Origin of the sequence: Pseudomonas sp. JAI115 (assembly GCF_014200835.1) — a bacterium.
Taxonomy (GTDB): Bacteria; Pseudomonadota; Gammaproteobacteria; order Pseudomonadales; family Pseudomonadaceae; genus Aquipseudomonas; species Aquipseudomonas putida_A.
This window is the reverse complement of the sequence record NZ_JACHCY010000004.1, coordinates 216,050-231,642: the sequence shown is the minus strand read 5'-3', so window position 1 is coordinate 231,642 and position 15,593 is coordinate 216,050. Positions and strand designations below refer to the sequence as shown.

Genomic DNA, 15,593 nt, shown 5'->3' with positions numbered 1-15,593 from the left:
CACCCTGACGACGTGGCCGTCAGGCCAGCCAGGATTCCACTTCGTCCTGACCGTATTCGGCCTTCCACTCCTTCAGCGTTTTGTGGTTGCCGCCCTTGGTCTGCACCACTTCACCGGTGTGCGGGTTCTTGTAGACCTTGGTCGTGCGAGGCTTGCGCGACGATGTGCTCGCCGGAGAAAAGGCCGCGCGTGCGCCTCGGGTAGCCGCCTGCGGGTCAAGGATGGCGATGATGTCGCGCAGGCTTTTGTTGTACTCGCCGAGTAGGGCGCGCAGTTTGCTTTCAAATTCGATTTCCTGCTCCAGCCCCTTGTCATTTTTCATGGCTTCGAGGGCGGCCATCTGCTGGGCAAGGTGACGTTCCAGTTCGCGAAATTCGGCTAGCTTGGACATTGAGTTTCCTTTTTGAGTGTCGATGAGTCAGTCGATTCTAGCAGTGCGCAGCCTGGGGTGGGCATTCGTTAGGAGAAGCCGCTTCAGACGGCGCAGGGTCTTGAGGCGACTCGGCGCTGCTGACGATTACAATCCCTGATCCGCCAATTGTTCGCGAGCCTCGTAGAGGGTCTCGAGCAGGGCGCTGCGTTGTTCGCTGTCCTCAAAGCATTCTTCGGTCATCAATTTCACCAGCTCCAGCAGCTGCTGCACGTAAGCATAGTGCCGGGTGGCATCGGGCACCTGCTGGCGGGCCTGCTCAAGAATCCACTCGGCCTGCATCCATGGTTGTTCAATGACCTCCAGCAGCGTCTGTGCCAGGGTGTCTGCACTCAGTTCTTCGATATTCAGGGAGCGCGCTGCGCGCTGGCAGTGATCTTCCATGCCCCAGAACAGCAGGATGCGTTTGAGGTCGCTGATCACCGCGCCCAGTTGGCTGCCGGTGGCCGGACCTTCGGCGGACAACTCGAACGCCAAGGTGCGGATCAGGGCCTTGAGTTTGCGATCACGGTCCTGCAGCCTGCGAAACGCCTCGAACCATTGCAGCAGGCGGGGGCGGGAGTCGGTGGCGCGCTGGTACAACTGTTTTAGCTGCTGAAAGCTGTGCTGGCTGCCCGGGCCCAGTTCCAGGCGAGCAAACAGTTGCAGTGACCAGTCATTCTTGGCCGTCACGCTAGCCAGCGCCTTTTCCAGCTGTGCCCGACGAGGACTGGCCGCAGGCTCCTCTTCCAGTAACGAGGCCAGCAACAGCGCGGCCTCGCCGGCATCATGGCCTTCGCGCTCCAGCGTTTCGACAATCTCGGTCACTTCGGGCAGTGCGCTCAGGTGGCGGCGTGCCTCATCGATCCGGGCCGTGGCGGGCAGGCTCCTGACCAGTTGTTGCAGCAAGGGGCGGGTACGCGGGCGCTCGATTCGCCCCTCCAGCCCGATGCGCCCGGCGCCGCGCCGCGCCCCCAGGGTAAACCCCAGATTTTCCTGGGTCTCGGCCAGGGCCTCGGCGCCCCGTTCCAGGGTCTGGCCACTGAGTTCGCTGCGCGCCAGTTCAAACACCGACCGGGCGGGGAAGATCTGCGTGGCGCCCTTGAGCGGCGTGGGCAATGGCGGCTGCAGGGTGGTGATCGGCTTGGGGTTCAGGGGATCGGTTTTGGTCATCATCGCGGGCAGGCTCGCTGGAAAGTGGGGTGAGGCGTGACAGCAGGGAGTCAAGGTGCTGGTCGAGATCGATGTGCAGCGTGAACAGCGGTGACTGCAGTCGGGCCTGGGCCGCGGTGAGCGCGGCGCAGCCGACCACACGTACGTGTGGGTGGGTCGCCAGGCTGGCCTGGATCTGGGCGTGGCCGGCCGCTGCGACGTGCAGGGTAAGCGTTCCCTCATGCAGAAAGTGGTTCAGTCGCTGCTGCACCCGCTGCACGAGCAAGTCGGCGGCATGCTGCTCGCCGATAAACTCTTGCAAAGCGGCCGCCACCAGGGCGCGAAGGCGTCCGTCCAGGTGCTGCACCATGGCCGTTTCCAGTTCGCTCTGTTGCACGTGCCATTGCAGGGTCTGCTCGATGAGGGCCTGATGCTGCACCGACCAAGTCTGCGCCGCTTCAAGCTGGCCTTGCTGATAGGCCTGCTGGCGGATCTGTTCGGCTTCTTCGTGGGCCTGATCCAGCACCAGAGCGGCCTGCTGGTAAAGGCTCTCGCAGGCCTCGTGGGCCTGGTTCAGGGCTGAGGCTGCGTCAAAATGCGCCTGCAGCTCTTCGGCCGCAATGAACTGGCCATGGGGGGAACTGCCAGGTAGATAGATGCAGGGGATGGTCAATAGGGTCATAAAAAGCGGCCGATCTTGAGGAACCAGTGGACGGCATGATCTGTCGGTGTCGGTGTCGGCGTTCCGGGGCCGGGTGGGGGCAGGTGCAGGTCGAGCAGGTGGGTGACCGCGCAGGGCGCGGCATCGCGTCGCCACCACCCGGCACCGGCCTGCAGGGCACCCAGGGCGAGCCCCTCGACCGGCAACGCCAACGCAGTGCGGTTCCAGTCCGGGTGCAACGCCAGAAGCTGGGTACAGTCTGGCGCGTCCAGCACTGGCATCAGCGCCTGGCGATGGGCCTTGAGCAGCAAGTGTTCCGGGCAGTTGAGGGCCACCAGCCCGAGGGCGGTGACCAGCCGGACAAAGCGCGGCTCAAGCTCAAGCACGGACTGTTGCTCGAGGGTGAGGGTGGCCGGCAGGGGGCGCCAGTCCGGGCCGCGGCGCTGGTGGATCAGCCGGTTGATGGCCGGGCGACAGGCCGCATAACGCTGATAGCAGTGCTGCCAGGTGTCCAGCTCCAGATAAGCCCACCAGGCGTCATTCATCCAGCTGCCGGGACTGTAGGCCAGTCGGTGCAAATGCTGCACCGCGGGCGTGATGAGTTCAGGGCTCATGAAACCCGGGGCCTGCGCCGTTTTTGATAGAAGCCGTAGGCTACGGCCAACCCGAGCGCACCGAGCAGACCGATCAGCAGCAGGCGGTTACGTGCCAGTCCGTCCCAGGCCGAGGGCGTCTCGTCAGTAACCGCTGCCTGCGCCTGGTAGCGATAGTCGGCCGCCTGCAACACCACACTGATGTTTTCCAGCGCCAGGTGGGGCACGCTGTTGTGGATTAGGCTTTTGATGGCCATTTCGCGGTTGAGCAGGTTGCGGTCGGGACTGTATTTGACAAACACCGAGGCCGAAGGCTTGGCCGGTGCGCGCGGATTGGGGCTCTGTCCCTCGCCGATCGACACCTGGGCGACGATGACGCCGTCCATGGTCTGCAGCATTTTTTCCAGCTGCTGCTCCTTGAGGTAGAGGAGCTTGGCATGCTCCTGGACGGGAGACGTCACCAGTTGGCCCGAAGGAAACAGGTCTTCCAGGGTCGCCACCTTCTTGTGGGGCAGGCCCTCCTGGCGCAGCAGCTCCACGGCATTGACGAACTGGTGCTTGTCGACCTTGAGCGTGACCCCGCCGCCCTTGCTGGTTTCCTTGCTCGCGTCGATGTTGCGCAGCAGCAGCAGGGCCAGCATATGGTTGGCTTCGGCTTCAGACAGGTCGCTGTACAACTCGATCTTGCAGCCGAGCAGCATCAGGGCCAGGGCACTGACCGCGCCCAGCCGAAGCCAGTGTCTGATCATTGCATGCTCACCAGTTTGTTGATGCCCTGGGTCACACCGCCTGCCGTCTTGGCGAGCAGGTCGACCTCAAAAATCGAATTGAGCATCTGCGACTGCACGCCGAGCATCTTCAGCGGATTGTCCAGGGAGGCGTGTTTGGCGTTTGCCAGCGCGCTGTTGAGCGTCTGCGACGCTTCCTGCAGTTGCGTTAGGGCCACCCGCTCCGGTGCGGGCCTGCGGCCGAACAGCGCCTGGCTGAAGGCTTCGACGTCCGCCGCCGGGACGCTGGACGGCGCGCACAGAGAGGATGTGGCCGAGCTGGCGGAAGTGGAGCAAGACGCGTCAGGCAACGGGGGAAAGGCGGCGCTGAACGCCGGTGCATCGATGGGCATGGGCATTATCCAAACAAGACACAGGAAGAGGCAGGTGGGGGATTCGCCGGGGCGCTGCGGTGCCGGCTCTGCAGGAGCAGGCGCAACGTGTCGGCGGCACTGGAGTGATCATGGCGCAGCAACTGCAGCGCCTGCGCGGTTCGGTCGAGGCCGATCAGCAGGGTGGCCTCCAGGATGCGCCCGTCGGCCGGGTCGCTGACCAGGTGAGGCAGGGCGTCGCGGATCGTTTCGGCGTGGTTGACCAGACCATGGTTGACGGCGGCCAGGCCGCAGGCGCACAGCAGGCGACAGGTGTCACGGTCAAGGGGACTCATATTTTCTGAATGATCCCGGCCAGCATGTCCTTGACCGCTTTCATCACTGCGCTCTGGTAGGTGACAAAGGTCGAATACTGCTGAATGGCAAACTGCGCCTGCAGCATTTTGGCCGGGTCGTTCATGTCGCCGGCGGTCATCTTGGCCTGCACATCGAGGCCGGCCTTGTCGACTATCTGGGACAGCTGCTGGTTGACCGATTCTATGTTCATCAAGGGTTAGTCCGGGCGGCGGTTGGGCGGTGTCAGTAAGGCTTGCGCTTGTTGGCGGTATTGCGAGGGGTTGCAGCGGTACCGTTTGCGAAAGCTTTCGGTGAAATGACCGTGGTTGGCAAAACCGCATTCCAAGGCGATGTCCAGGACGCGCAAGGGGGTCGACAACAGCAACTCGCGCGAACGGGCCAGGCGCTTTTCCAGAAACCAGCGTTTGGCCGGGCTGCCGTATTTTTCCTGGAACAGGGCATTGAACTTGCGCAGTGGAATATCCAGTTCCAGGGCATAACGCGCCACCGGCCACTGATTCAGTGCATGGTTCTCGATGAATTCGAAGAAGGGGTGATCGCCCGCCAGCAGATGGTGCAGCAAGGCCGAGAAATAGCGCCGGTCCACGCCCAGGCAGTAGACATAGGCAAAGCGCAGCAAGGCCTCGGGCGTGCCTTGGGCCAGCAGCTCCAGCACGCGGATCAACTCATCCTGAACCTGCACCACCCGCATCGAGGCGGGGCTGACCGTCGCCGCCGGCGTGAGCAGATCCGACACTTCGGTGTACAGGCGCTTGAAGTCCGCCGGATGAAAGTCGTAACGACAAATACTGGCATCGACCTCGCAGCCGACGTTGCCGCCTTGCAGAGCCAGGCTATACGCGGGCAGCCACTCGACAACCGGCCCGATCCGCACGTTGCCACCGCACCGGGTGAATAAGAGTCGTACTTCCTGCATCGGCTGTTGGTGCCTGGGTGAAGGTTCGGTGTGCAGGATTGTGTGGTGGCCGGGGGGCGGGTGCCTATCCGGTGTTTACCTGAGAGGCAGGCGTCGGGCAGGGATAAGTCAAAACCGGAACCTTTGGTGGGAATTCAGAAGCCAAATACGGGTGAGTTTGTAGGATGGGCCCAATGCCGTGATTGTCCTGACGATCAGGCATGAATCGGGCAACGCTTCGCCAGGCGTTGTTTGACCCAACTAGGCGTAATAATTGAGGTTGAATGAATGAATTACGGTATGGGTTATGACCCAGGTAACCATCCTTTTTTAGCAGCATGGCAATCCAACAAACCGGGAACGGTGGCGGCGGGTCTACCGGCGCAAGCCGTGATCGCGTCATCAGCCTCCTCCGTGCCCGTGCCTCCGACCTACGCCTCTCACCTGAGCGGCCCACAACCGGAATGGGTCACTCTGCGCGACAACCAGTCCATGTTTAGCCACGGTCTGATGACCATGCAGAGCATCATGATGCAGCTGACCCAGTCGGGTAACGACCTGTTCGCCCAGATGAACAAGAAGTCGGCCGAAGCACGGGATGCGCAAGACCAGGCTAATGCCGTTGAAAGCCTGATCGCCAAACTGAATGAGCCCAAGCAGACCCTGGAATTGTCCGCCGGGATCGTCACCTTCATGACCGACAACAAGATTATGGTCGAGGGAAAACCGATCAGCACCTTCGTTGCAGACAAAAAAAACAAGCTCGATAAGGGCGACCTGATGAGCATCAAATCGGCGCTGGAGTCGGTGTCGGGTCGCGCTTCGGACTACAACCAGCAAAACCAGCTGAAGCTGCAGCAGGTGATGCAGAACTACAGCACCTCCAGTCAGCTGACGCAAAGCGTGCAGAGCATGCTGGCCGAAATGACCAAAGGCACGGCAGCCGCCATTCGTTGATGGATAAGGAGGGCGCGCGATGAACGAGCTCGAAAGGCTCAAGGGCATGTTGCTCGAGCTGAACCAGAATCAGCTGAAGTTTTCCGGCCAGCTGCGCGCGTTTGAGGCGTTGCAGAACCAGATCTCCCATCTTCAGGGCCGTGCCCATGAGGATGCCGACGCCAGTCGCAAACTGCATAACGTCAACGACTACATGACCCGCGAGGGGCATCAGGCCCAGCGTCAGATTCTGGCGCACATCGGCGCCTTCGCAAACACCTTGCAAGACATCCGCACGCACCTGGAGGCGCAGACCATTGTGCCTGCCCGCAGCGCACCGCAGGGTGAGCCCGCCACGGCAAAACAGCCGGTAAAAAAGCGTGACCGCCCTTTTGTTTAACCCTTTATCCCGAGCATGACGCGCGTCCTCGGTGCCTGACGGCCTGGATGAGGGTGGCGCGCATGCATTTGATCGATTGGCGATGAGTAGGAATTTCCATGATGCAGTCGGTTAACCCGCATGCTCAGGATGAGCAGCAAGTGCTACAGCATTTTTTCGCCCGTGGCGGTTCTCTGCGCATGTTGGCGGACATTCAGAAAGAAGACATCGAGCAACTGTACGGCTATGCCACGCACCTGTTTGAAAGCGGTGATATCGCCGCGGCGCGCAATATCTATTACATGGTGTCGCGTATCGATCAATGGCACTTTGACGGCTGGCTGGCGTTGGGCTTGTGCAATCAGCGTCTGGGGCGGCATGAAGAGGCGGTCAGCTGCTTGGCCCGCTCGGGCATGATCCGGGTGGACGATCCGCGCTCGGCGTACTTTGCTGCGATCAGTCACACGTTGCTGGGACAGGTCGAGTGCGCCCGCAAGGCGCTGCAGTCGGCCATTTTGTGGTGCAAGGGACGAACCGAGCATCAGGCGATGCTACGCAGCGCCGAACAGATGCTACGCAGCGCCGAACAGATGCTGGCCGAGTGCGCTCAGGAGGGGCAGCCATGAAGACGGGATTGTCCCTGTCAGCCACCGCGGCGCAGCGCTTCGACTCGCCGCCCGCCGTGATCCCGTCAGTTGCGTCCCAAGTCAAAGGTCGCCAGGTTCGCCTGGTATCGGCGGCGCAGCCGCAGGGTGCGCAGACCGCTGCGGTGCCCATGCACAGGCCGACGCCTGCGAGGGTGGCCGTTTCGCAGCGCGACGCCGAGGCGGCGCTGGAGCGCATTCTGGGGAAGATTCCGCCGCGCCAGGACGGCCCGCCGCCACTGAGCCTGAAGGAGCTGGAAAAGATTCCGATGGACGCCATGATGCTGGCGTCGACCCTGTTGTCCAGCGAGATTCTGGGCAGCACCGCCTTGGCCAAATCCAAGGCCCTGGCCATCATGACCGACAAACAGGAGCGCATCCGTCAGCAGGAAATTCGCGATTGCCGGGAAGAGATGGACAAGGCCGTCGAGAAGCAGGACAAGGCGCGCAAGGCCGGCATTTTCAGCGTGATCTTCGACTGGGTGATTGCCGCCGTTGAGGTGGTCAGTGGCGTGCTGAAGATTGTTGGCGGTGTCTTGACCGGTAATGTCTCGACCGTGGCCGGCGGGGCCATGGATCTGTTGGCCGGGCTGGCCGGAACGATCAAGGCCATCATCAACACGGTGGCCTTGATCGATCCGGACAACAAGGAAGCATACGAAAAGATCGCCAAGACGGTGGGGTACGTCCAGCTCAGTTTCGAGATCGCCGGCGCACTGGTCGATGTGACGAGCGCTGTACGTAACCTGGTGCTGACCAAGGTCATTCCGAAAGTCACCGGCACCGTGCTGAAAAAAGGCGCGGATGCGGCGCTGGTGCAGGCCATCAAGAATGGCAGCAAGACCGCCGTGGATCAAACCGCGAAACAGGTCGGCCAGCAAGTGGCCTCGCAGGTGGCGGAGCAAATCATCCAAGGCTTGACCAAGGCCACCCTGGAAGCCTCCAAGGCCACGGCCAAGGCGGGCATGCAGCGCTTTGTGCAGCAGTTTGGCGTCAACCAGATGCTCAAGCAGTTTTCCCAGCAGGCGATCGAAACACTGGTAACCCAGGCGGTGGCCCGCGTTGGCCATCAGGCGATCGAGAAGGGCGTCCAGAAAACGGTCGAACAAGTGACCAAGGAGATCGTCAAGGCGGTGCGCAACGACGTGATCAAGGCCGTGGTCAAGGCCTCGGCCTATGTCGGTATCCATACCACGCGCGGCGCGCTGGCTGGTGCGTCGCAAATCACCTCGGGCGCCTTGGCGGTGGATCGAGCGCGCCTGCAGAAAGAGATCGATCAACTGGTACTGGATCAGCAATGGCTGCAGGCGCTGTTTGCGCTCTATCAATCGGAAAAAGATGCCGCGTTAAAGCGCATGAGCGAACTCGTTGAAGGGCAGTCCCTAGTGCTTGAAGACGGTAGTAAGGCGATCGCGAATGCAGGTGCCGTGCAAGTGCAAATTGCCGCGGCGATGGTTTGATAAAGGAGAATTCCCATGATGGCAGTCAATCTTCCGGCACGGGTGGCGATGGAGCCTGTGCGCAATCAGGTCCCTCTTCTGCTCGAGGGTGGCGACGGCAATGCCTTTGCCCGTATTAACGAGCTGATCCTGCTAATGAAAAAGCTCAATATCGAAATGCGCGACATCCTGCGCGGCTTTCACGACGAGATGCAGAAAGTCGCCTTCGAAAAGCAGCTGTTGTCTTTGGATACCAAGCAAAAGGGTATCGAACAGACGTTCGACGCGGCTGTGGCTACGAGTATTACCCAGATCATTACCGGTTTTGCCGGTTTTGCGGGAGCGGCCGTCGGCTACGGGTGGGACAATCAATTTATTTCAGCGGCGGCTTCCGCGCTTGGCAAGACAGCTGAAGGCTTGGGAAACTTTAGTGCTGGCTTTGATAACCGCCATGCTCAGCAAGCGCAGCTGCAGGGCGATTTTCAGGCGGCCACGGCGGACAATCTGGCCAAGACCCTTGCCACGCTCGCCGAGCGCGCGGCCGAGGCTTCGCGGCAATTGCGTGAGGCCACCCGTGAACTGCTCGGATTGTATGAACGTCTGGCCAATGCCGTGCAAATGAGGACGCGCTAGTGTCGGCGTATGCGCTGGCCGACCCGGTCACCACCTATCTGCTGCCGCAAGGTTTCGTGCCAGAGGTCGCCTATTTTGAGGGGAGCGGTTTTGTCGTCGGCTGGCAGGTCGGCTTCGATGATTTTACCTGGGTCTACCGGCTCGATGGCGACACGCTGACAGTGTGTGATTTCACGGCGCAAACCGATAGCCAGGATGGAGCGTCGGGGCGGGCCGTCAGCCGGTTTGTCGCGCTGATTCGCCAGATTGGTCGGGAAGTGGAGGGGGTGTTGCAAGTGCGAGGGCGCTTCATTGAGTCCATGGCCGATGCGGCGCTCAACCAGAGCCGCGAGCGGCTGGCCAAGATCCTGCTAAGCCAGGGCGCGACATGGCAGGAGATGGAAGGCGAGCCTTGGCTGGTGTACGTGTTTGCCAAGCCCGCCGCCTGAAAAGCGGATCATGCAGGAGCGTTCCTATCAGGAACAAAAAAGGCCGGGAGAGCAATACTTCCGGCCTTTTATGGATGGGCGCCTGCCGAATTCGGAAAAATCATTACGACGAGGGCTGGTGAACTGTCGTAGTGGGCATTCTTATAGGAGTGCTCGCTGTGCGAGAGCTCTGCCAAGGAGCAGCTTAGTGAGGTGAGGTGAGGTGAGGTGAGGTGAGATAAATCTTGCATCTGCGATGCGATACTTCAACTTGGCATATCCAAGTCCGGACATTGCCCGGGCTGGATCTGCTGCTGGTTCAGCATCATCTCCAAGGCGTGGAGAATGTCGCAAGCGATTGATTCCGGCTTGCGTACGGTCAACTGGGCGCATTCACTGATGCGCCTCCCGGGACCTGAGGCCCAATTGAGGTGCGCTTCAATTGGGCGTGCTTTTATTGCACATGCGGGCGGGCAGTCAAATCAACACCCAGTGCCCGCATCACCACGAGCATGGTCTTCAGTGTAGGGTTGCTATGTTCGCTGAATAGACTTGTAGAGCTGTTCTCTGGCAAGTCCCGTTTCTTTGGCCAGCTCTGTCATCCCCTTGGCGCGGGCAACCACTCCCATAGCCTTGGCGATATATGCGGCGTCTCCTGTATCTAGAGCGTCCGCGATGAACACTGCTATTGCCTCCGGGCCGTCCAGTGCATGCGCAGGATCGTAATCATAAATTGGCTCGGTCATTGTGGCCTCGATTCAACTGCCAGGCGTTTTGCTGTTGCTATGCCTTTGGTCTGGCTGCTCTTGTCTCCCCCACATAGCAGAATGACAATTTCCGTCCCGCGTTGCTGGAAGTACAACCGATAGCCGGGGCCACCCGTTGCAGGCCGGTGACTTTCCGCTCGTCAATTGGACAGGCGTCGCCCAGCAGCAGGCCAGCTATGGCCTTGAAAGCCTGGGGCACCTGTTCGCGCTCGACGCTCAGGTGCAGCTTATCGCCGACGAAGCCTCCGTGTGAAGGACCGTCCCGCCGGACATGGATAAAGGCATCCCGCCAGCCGCTGTCGCGGGCAAGCTCATAATCGGGAGCGTGTTCGTCCTGCTTGAACCAGGGAGCAGGCTTGCCGCGCATCTGCTCGGTCAGCCGGTCAAAATGCAGGAGCAGATGAGCAGGCGCTGAGAGGAGTGGCTGCGTGTCGAACACAGTCGCCGGTGGGCAGCTAGAGACAATTGGAGTGTGGGGCGTGCGAGGGGGGGGGGGGCACCGGTGGACAGGGTTAAGGTGAAAAAAGGCTGTGAGCAGGCCTTGATGGAAAGTGTCATTGTTGCAGTGTTCAAAACGAATACGCCGCGGTGAGGCTGCCGGCGACGGTCGTTGATTTTTGCCACGATTTATAATCCAACGTGGCGGTGGTCGTGAGGTTTTTCATGAGTTGTCCGATGATCACGACCTGCGCGGGAAAGGCGGTGCCACAGGTGTTGTTGGGGGTTGAGAAGTCGGCGGCGCCGTCTCGCCAGGCGTAATGGGTAGAGTCCTGACTGGCGAGCCGTTGGCGCACGCCCGGTGTGGCAAACACAATGGCACGGCGTCCCGAATCTAAAGAGAGCGACTTGGTGATATTGACTCCGGCGCTGATATCCGTGTTTCGGATGCGATCAAATGTGATGTCGGCGTAAGGCGCCTGCATGTCATGGATGTGCATCTGCTGGTAATCGAGTTTGATGTGCGGGATCAGTGCGAGCTGTTGGCCGGGGCAATTACAAGTGCCCTCCATGGAGTGGAATCACAAAGGAGAGGCACGCTGTCGACCAAGCGGTGAACAGTTTTTTTCCCATCATTGCAGCCGGCACTGATCGCAAAACAGCGTGGGCGAACCCCATCCAGCTAAACCGCAGATCCACGACCGAAGACATTCCTTCCTGCCTTGCGCCGCCGATCAACACGACCGTCACCAGGGCATATACCGGTAGCGTCACGCACAGCGCCCACCGAAAAGCAGCATCCTTCGGGACGTGCCCCAAGATCGCTAGGAGGGCGCCGCCGGCAACTCACTCAGCCACCCGCGCGCTCAACCACTCTTTTTATCTGATGGGCTAACGAGTTGGCCGCCCACTGATATTCCTCAAGCAACTCCGTGGCTTTGATCTGATGGCAGCTAGGGTCATAGGGTTGAGGCAACAGTTGATGATCCACCATGGCGTCGCGAGTACGATTGGCGACATCCAGTTGGAGCTTGAAAGTATTACTGTCAATCATGGGCATAGCCGGGAATTCCTTTCGTTTAGAAAAATCACAATCCTTTCAATTGCTTAGGTAACTCTGGCGAATTTCGAATGTACAACAACCTCACTCGTCACAAGCGTTTGGCAAACTGCTTCAGCGCCGCCATCGCGCTTTCATCAGCCAGTCGCAGCCACGGTTTCCAGGCTGATCGCCAGCCCCAAGCGGTGGTGGGTGACCACAGCGCTTTGAACTCTGCTTTCATCATAGACCGTCATCAATGACTGGTTGGCAGCCAGCAGATCGTTAGATGTAGCTGCTGATCTTCGCGCTTGAGATTTTCTGGATTAGCGAATCTTCCGGCCTTTTTTATCAGCTCCAGTCACCCTGAGGGTGGCGGGGCTGGTCACCAGTCGTGCATCGCCGCCAGACTACTGGGCGATCAGGCGATAGAACGGCTCCTCCTGCAGTGCACGGCTTTGCACCTCACTGCCTTCGCGCTCACTGCGCCATTCGTTGCGGTAACTGCTGTACTGCCATTGCACCGGATATACGTCGGAGTCGGGGCGCTGACCAGGTCGAATCTGCTGCTCGATCAGTGTCGCCTCCAATGCTTGGACAAAATGCCGTACGCTGTTGAGCCCCTGGGCCGTGTATTGCAAGGAGTCTTTGTCCAGCTTGATGTACAAGGTGAACTGGGTGCCCTCACTGACTCGGCTGCCCGCGGCCACGCGATGGATGTCGGTGACCTTCCACTCCTCAATTGGACAGTCATCGCTCAGCAGCAGGCTGGCCATGGCATTGAACGCCTGGGGCACCTGTTCGCGGTCGACGCTCAGGTGCAGTTTATCGCCGGCGAAGCGGTTATCTCGTGGAGGGGCATCACGCCGGGCATGGATAAAGGCATCCCGCCAGCCGTTGTGAATCCGAAAGCCGTTGTGCTGCAAGCTGTGGTCGCCGAGTGCAGCGTCATAATCGGGCGCGTGCGGGTCTCGTCTGAAGCTGGGAGCCGGCTCGCTGCGCATCTGCTCGGTCAAGCGGTCAAAATTCAGCAGCAGATGAGCGGGCGGTGAGAAATATTTCTCCGTGCCGAAAGCGGGCGCTGGGCGAGCGGGGAGATTCAAGTGAAGCGTGGGGTGTGAAAGAGGCATGTGAGCACCGGGAGAATGCCCAACTGCAAATTGAGCAGGCTGGGCATTTAAAGATTATCGGATGTGGAGCAGACGCGGCTCTATTGCTCTGCGCTGACCCGGATCCTGCTTGCATGGCAGGTTCCGGGTCAGAGAGATCAATAAGGGGAGTCGATCAATCCGCCGCAAGGCGTTTCATTGATGAAATCCCAGCCCCTCCGTTACGAGGCTTGCACGATGATTTGGCTTTTCAGGTCATTGGTCATTTTTTCAATCGTGGGTTTCATGTGCTCAAAGTCCTCCGGGCTGCAGGTGGCCTTGGTGTTCAGGAATTTGAAGCGGCGATGGATCACCACCTCATTGCCTTCTCGCTCGTATGTGGCGCTGTAGTGGAAGGCGCCGTTGCGGATCGAGACCGGGTTAGGGACAGCCAAAATGCTCACGCTCTTGGGAAGCTCAAAACGCGCCTGTTCTTCGGCTTCGCTGGATAGGCAGGTGAAGTCTTGGGTGCGCTGGTTTTCAGCGGCGAAGGATTGCACGGTGGCTAAAATGCCGCCGCCCAGGCTGGTGAGGGTCGGAAAGCCGGTCGGCCCGGGCAAGTGAACCAGACGGTCTGCGCGACCTTTCAAGGTGAGCGTGAAGCGGCGAGGGTCGCTATCCGCAGCGTCACTGTGTAAGGTGCCTGTTCCGGTCTGTCCCACCTGCTGCAGCACGGACTGCACCAGATGATCGCGCGCCGCCGGCGCGACCCTGCTGAGCATGTAACGGGTAAGCTCCGCGCCCCAGCCTTCCACGGTGGATGTGAGGGTAAAGGCGGCCGCGCCGTCGGCCTGTACCTTGAACGAGAGGTGGCTTTTACTCTGGTTGTCTTGAGTAGCAGGTGAGCGCGCCATCTCGCCGGATTGGGTCAGCAGGATCGGTTTGTCCAGGTTGGTAATGGGCAGAAACCCGGCCGCAATCGGCGCTGCGGTGGAGTCCAGGTACAAATTCAGACTGGGAATGTAGGTGATGACATGGTTGAGCAGGCCCAAGGTGGGCACTGAGGGCAGCGCATAGGCATTGCCCTGATTGATGAGCGCCGGCGAGCTCTCGATGGCCACGGCGCGCAGCAGCGCTTCGAGCAAGGCCACATGATCCTTGCAGTCGCCGTACAGGTTGTCCAGGACGGCTTGCGCCGGATGAGGGACAACGCCGCCCTGGCCGACATGCACCGCCACATAGCGAATGTTTTTGCGCACCCACTCGCTCAGGGCCAGTGCCTTGCGCCGGGGTGTATCCAAGTGGGCCGTCAGCTCGTTGGCCAGCGCCGTGATGGCCGGAGTCACGGTGACTTCGGCGCGTTGGGCGTAGGCGCGGGCGAAATCCTTGTAACTGGCAAACGTCGACACCGCCAGATACGGCCCGTGGTCCACATAGGCCACGGCACTGCTCTCGATTCGAGGCCATTGGCGAGCCACATAGTCCCAGCGATAGCGCTTGCGCCCCGTCTGCGCAGGCAGGGTAGTGCCAGTAAAGCCTTTGCTGTCGGCCTGCAGGGGTTTGTCTTCGGGCAATTCATAGCTCAGGCTTAGCTGTTCGACCTCGTAGGAATCAGGAAGGAACAGCTCTTCAAAATGCCCGGGGAATAAAGCGGTTGTACGATGGCGCTGATAGCGCAGAACCAGGCGGTCGCCCACGGCCACCTCGGGAAAGATGACGACCTTCATCCGATGATCCTGAAACATCGGCGCCTGGGTCGAGACAGGCTCCTGTTGCTCTTTGATCTGCTGTGGATTGACCTGAACTTGGCGCCCGTCGGGCTTTAAGGTGAAGGCCTCAACAACATTCAGGGTTTCCAGGGACTGACTGTAGCTCAATGAGTGTTGCGCCTGATGCTGAATGGCGCGCTCTTCATTGATGCGCATTACCAGCTCGCCCTCCACAACATAGCTACCGTCCGCTTCGATCACATAGGCGTGGTGGCTTTTTTCAATGGTCGTTGAGCGATCGGTATGGTCTGTTGCTTGAGCCATCCCCACAGTGCCTGCCCAAAGAGACATCAGGCTCAAGGCGCTGGTGAATAAATAATTCAACGGTTTCATTTCAGTCCATTTGATTTGAGTTTGTTAAGACGCGGACAGGGCCGCTCGGCGTTACGGGGAATGGGGTGAGGTCCTGGGTTGGGGGGGGGGAGTTGGTCGGGGGGCGGGCTTCCAAGGTTTTCAGTGGGCGGAGCAGGGCCGGCAGGTGAGTGGATCAACACGCCATCGCACGTTTTTTATTAAGGCAAAAGGCTCGTGTGTGGCCTCTCGTGTGGCCATGGATAGGCGATATTGAGTCAATATAGTTTGCGATCGTGAACGGATATTGAAAGTCAAAAACAAGCAAAAAAGATGAATGTTGACCAAGGTGTCGAGGCCCTGCTGCGAGATCGGTGCGGTGGGGATCAATGTGATTTGGCGTACCCATGACAATGGAAAGTCTCTGGAAACAATTAGTAAGACTTCGGCGTACCGGCGTTTTATTGGTTTGCTAGGCTGCATCGCGGTTCAACCTAAGGCTTTAGTCCGCCCCTGTCCTTCCCCAGCATGGGCGGACTTTTTTTCCTCGCCTGTTGGCCGGCCGTCTCAAAGGAGGGGGTGACGTCGAACCGAGAA

At 60.0% G+C, this 15,593-nt stretch carries 20 protein-coding genes and 3 pseudogenes; 7 read left to right on the top strand and 16 right to left on the bottom strand.

From position 1 onward, the window contains the following. Positions 1–19: 19 nt before the first annotated feature. The 9 genes from HDC30_RS11925 to HDC30_RS11885 all read right to left on the bottom strand — a co-directional run bounded on the left by HDC30_RS11925 (position 20) and on the right by HDC30_RS11885 (position 5,187). Positions 20–391: a histone-like nucleoid-structuring protein, MvaT/MvaU family gene (locus HDC30_RS11925; protein ID WP_183783120.1), complete on the bottom strand. Its 372-nt coding sequence runs from the start codon at positions 389–391 to the stop codon at positions 20–22. 126 nt (positions 392–517) lie between these two features. Then, entirely contained in the window at positions 518–1,585 is a 1,068-nt protein-coding gene (locus tag HDC30_RS11920; RefSeq protein WP_183783118.1) for a TyeA family type III secretion system gatekeeper subunit, read from the bottom strand. After that, a complete protein-coding gene (locus tag HDC30_RS11915) occupies positions 1,473–2,243 on the bottom strand; it encodes a hypothetical protein (RefSeq protein ID WP_183783117.1) in 771 nt (256 codons plus the stop codon). Before HDC30_RS11915 ends, HDC30_RS11920 begins: the two co-directional genes overlap by 113 nt. Continuing rightward, the gene (locus HDC30_RS11910) at positions 2,240–2,836 is read right to left on the bottom strand and encodes a type III secretion system domain-containing protein (protein WP_183783115.1); all 597 of its coding nucleotides are present in this window, start codon (positions 2,834–2,836) and stop codon (positions 2,240–2,242) included. The genes HDC30_RS11915 and HDC30_RS11910 overlap by 4 nt, the downstream gene beginning before the upstream one ends. After that, positions 2,833–3,564, bottom strand: coding sequence for a type III secretion system inner membrane ring lipoprotein SctJ (sctJ, locus tag HDC30_RS11905; RefSeq protein ID WP_183783113.1), 732 nt, complete (start codon positions 3,562–3,564; stop codon positions 2,833–2,835). The genes HDC30_RS11910 and sctJ overlap by 4 nt, the downstream gene beginning before the upstream one ends. Then, entirely contained in the window at positions 3,561–3,935 is a 375-nt protein-coding gene (gene sctI / locus HDC30_RS11900; RefSeq protein ID WP_183783111.1) for a type III secretion system inner rod subunit SctI, read from the bottom strand. Before sctI ends, sctJ begins: the two co-directional genes overlap by 4 nt. Before the next feature lie 5 nt (positions 3,936–3,940). Beyond that, positions 3,941–4,249, bottom strand: coding sequence for an EscG/YscG/SsaH family type III secretion system needle protein co-chaperone (locus tag HDC30_RS11895; RefSeq protein WP_183783109.1), 309 nt, complete (start codon positions 4,247–4,249; stop codon positions 3,941–3,943). Beyond that, positions 4,246–4,461 carry a type III secretion system needle filament subunit SctF gene (sctF, locus tag HDC30_RS11890; protein ID WP_183783108.1) on the bottom strand — a complete coding sequence of 72 codons (216 nt, stop codon included), beginning with the start codon at positions 4,459–4,461 and terminating at the stop codon, positions 4,246–4,248. Before sctF ends, HDC30_RS11895 begins: the two co-directional genes overlap by 4 nt. 6 nt (positions 4,462–4,467) lie before the next feature. Further along, complete coding sequence (locus tag HDC30_RS11885) at positions 4,468–5,187, bottom strand: helix-turn-helix transcriptional regulator (RefSeq protein WP_183783106.1); 720 nt, start codon at positions 5,185–5,187, stop codon at positions 4,468–4,470. Between the two features lie 393 nt (positions 5,188–5,580). Between HDC30_RS11885 and HDC30_RS11880 the strand changes: the two genes are divergently transcribed. From HDC30_RS11880 to HDC30_RS11855, 6 genes are all read left to right on the top strand, one after another. Beyond that, positions 5,581–6,123, top strand: coding sequence for a hypothetical protein (locus HDC30_RS11880; RefSeq protein ID WP_221303402.1), 543 nt, complete (start codon positions 5,581–5,583; stop codon positions 6,121–6,123). Between the two features lie 19 nt (positions 6,124–6,142). Next, the gene (locus tag HDC30_RS11875; protein WP_183783102.1) at positions 6,143–6,502 is read left to right on the top strand and encodes a hypothetical protein; all 360 of its coding nucleotides are present in this window, start codon (positions 6,143–6,145) and stop codon (positions 6,500–6,502) included. Positions 6,503–6,600: 98 nt separating this feature from the next. Further along, positions 6,601–7,107 carry a SycD/LcrH family type III secretion system chaperone gene (locus HDC30_RS11870; protein WP_183783100.1) on the top strand — a complete coding sequence of 169 codons (507 nt, stop codon included), beginning with the start codon at positions 6,601–6,603 and terminating at the stop codon, positions 7,105–7,107. Next, positions 7,104–8,585 carry a type III secretion system translocon subunit SctE gene (gene sctE / locus HDC30_RS11865; RefSeq protein WP_183783098.1) on the top strand — a complete coding sequence of 494 codons (1,482 nt, stop codon included), beginning with the start codon at positions 7,104–7,106 and terminating at the stop codon, positions 8,583–8,585. Before HDC30_RS11870 ends, sctE begins: the two co-directional genes overlap by 4 nt. 15 nt (positions 8,586–8,600) lie before the next feature. Then, positions 8,601–9,197, top strand: coding sequence for a pathogenicity island effector protein (locus HDC30_RS11860; RefSeq protein WP_183783096.1), 597 nt, complete (start codon positions 8,601–8,603; stop codon positions 9,195–9,197). Continuing rightward, a complete protein-coding gene (locus HDC30_RS11855) occupies positions 9,197–9,625 on the top strand; it encodes a secretion protein (protein ID WP_183783094.1) in 429 nt (142 codons plus the stop codon). The genes HDC30_RS11860 and HDC30_RS11855 overlap by 1 nt, the downstream gene beginning before the upstream one ends. 433 nt (positions 9,626–10,058) lie before the next feature. On the opposite strand, the pseudogene HDC30_RS11850 reads toward HDC30_RS11855, so the two are convergent. The 5 genes and pseudogenes from HDC30_RS11850 to HDC30_RS11835 form a co-directional block, all read right to left on the bottom strand. Beyond that, positions 10,059–10,350: pseudogene (locus tag HDC30_RS11850) on the bottom strand (addiction module antidote protein). Further along, positions 10,347–10,481 (bottom strand): annotated as a pseudogene (locus HDC30_RS29160) (type II toxin-antitoxin system RelE/ParE family toxin); the annotation flags it as partial. The pseudogenes HDC30_RS29160 and HDC30_RS11850, both read right to left, overlap by 4 nt. A 53-nt stretch (positions 10,482–10,534) precedes the next feature. Continuing rightward, positions 10,535–10,810 (bottom strand): annotated as a pseudogene (locus HDC30_RS29155) (type III effector phosphothreonine lyase); the annotation flags it as partial. Between the two features lie 130 nt (positions 10,811–10,940). Further along, positions 10,941–11,381 carry an autotransporter domain-containing protein gene (locus HDC30_RS11840; protein ID WP_183783092.1) on the bottom strand — a complete coding sequence of 147 codons (441 nt, stop codon included), beginning with the start codon at positions 11,379–11,381 and terminating at the stop codon, positions 10,941–10,943. Between the two features lie 278 nt (positions 11,382–11,659). Continuing rightward, on the bottom strand, positions 11,660–11,869 hold the full coding sequence (locus HDC30_RS11835) for a hypothetical protein (RefSeq protein ID WP_183783089.1): 210 nt from the start codon (positions 11,867–11,869) through the stop codon (positions 11,660–11,662). 71 nt (positions 11,870–11,940) lie between these two features. Here HDC30_RS11835 and HDC30_RS11830 point away from each other — a divergent pair, with 71 nt between their 5' ends. Beyond that, the gene (locus HDC30_RS11830; protein ID WP_183783086.1) at positions 11,941–12,111 is read left to right on the top strand and encodes a hypothetical protein; all 171 of its coding nucleotides are present in this window, start codon (positions 11,941–11,943) and stop codon (positions 12,109–12,111) included. Between the two features lie 147 nt (positions 12,112–12,258). Here the strand turns inward: HDC30_RS11830 and HDC30_RS11825 are convergent, their stop codons facing one another. Both HDC30_RS11825 and HDC30_RS11820 read right to left on the bottom strand, forming a co-directional pair. Then, positions 12,259–12,978, bottom strand: coding sequence for a type III effector phosphothreonine lyase (locus HDC30_RS11825; RefSeq protein WP_183783084.1), 720 nt, complete (start codon positions 12,976–12,978; stop codon positions 12,259–12,261). Positions 12,979–13,178: 200 nt separating this feature from the next. After that, entirely contained in the window at positions 13,179–15,038 is a 1,860-nt protein-coding gene (locus HDC30_RS11820; RefSeq protein WP_183783082.1) for a DUF3857 and transglutaminase domain-containing protein, read from the bottom strand. Positions 15,039–15,593 lie beyond the last annotated feature (555 nt).

Coding starts and splice junctions, on each gene's coding strand:
- HDC30_RS11860 (WP_183783096.1), top strand. CDS start 8,601: ATGATGGCAGTCAATCTTCCGGCACGGGTGGCGATGGAGCCTGTGCGC.
- HDC30_RS11895 (WP_183783109.1), bottom strand. CDS start 4,249: ATGAGTCCCCTTGACCGTGACACCTGTCGCCTGCTGTGCGCCTGCGGC.
- HDC30_RS11870 (WP_183783100.1), top strand. CDS start 6,601: ATGATGCAGTCGGTTAACCCGCATGCTCAGGATGAGCAGCAAGTGCTA.
- HDC30_RS11925 (WP_183783120.1), bottom strand. CDS start 391: ATGTCCAAGCTAGCCGAATTTCGCGAACTGGAACGTCACCTTGCCCAG.
- sctJ (WP_183783113.1), bottom strand. CDS start 3,564: ATGATCAGACACTGGCTTCGGCTGGGCGCGGTCAGTGCCCTGGCCCTG.
- HDC30_RS11820 (WP_183783082.1), bottom strand. CDS start 15,038: ATGAAACCGTTGAATTATTTATTCACCAGCGCCTTGAGCCTGATGTCT.
- HDC30_RS11910 (WP_183783115.1), bottom strand. CDS start 2,836: ATGAGCCCTGAACTCATCACGCCCGCGGTGCAGCATTTGCACCGACTG.
- sctF (WP_183783108.1), bottom strand. CDS start 4,461: ATGAACATAGAATCGGTCAACCAGCAGCTGTCCCAGATAGTCGACAAG.
- HDC30_RS11825 (WP_183783084.1), bottom strand. CDS start 12,978: ATGCCTCTTTCACACCCCACGCTTCACTTGAATCTCCCCGCTCGCCCA.
- HDC30_RS11835 (WP_183783089.1), bottom strand. CDS start 11,869: ATGCCCATGATTGACAGTAATACTTTCAAGCTCCAACTGGATGTCGCC.
- HDC30_RS11915 (WP_183783117.1), bottom strand. CDS start 2,243: ATGACCCTATTGACCATCCCCTGCATCTATCTACCTGGCAGTTCCCCC.
- HDC30_RS11875 (WP_183783102.1), top strand. CDS start 6,143: ATGAACGAGCTCGAAAGGCTCAAGGGCATGTTGCTCGAGCTGAACCAG.
- HDC30_RS11830 (WP_183783086.1), top strand. CDS start 11,941: ATGTACAACAACCTCACTCGTCACAAGCGTTTGGCAAACTGCTTCAGC.
- HDC30_RS11840 (WP_183783092.1), bottom strand. CDS start 11,381: ATGGAGGGCACTTGTAATTGCCCCGGCCAACAGCTCGCACTGATCCCG.
- sctE (WP_183783098.1), top strand. CDS start 7,104: ATGAAGACGGGATTGTCCCTGTCAGCCACCGCGGCGCAGCGCTTCGAC.
- HDC30_RS11885 (WP_183783106.1), bottom strand. CDS start 5,187: ATGCAGGAAGTACGACTCTTATTCACCCGGTGCGGTGGCAACGTGCGG.
- HDC30_RS11920 (WP_183783118.1), bottom strand. CDS start 1,585: ATGATGACCAAAACCGATCCCCTGAACCCCAAGCCGATCACCACCCTG.
- sctI (WP_183783111.1), bottom strand. CDS start 3,935: ATGCCCATCGATGCACCGGCGTTCAGCGCCGCCTTTCCCCCGTTGCCT.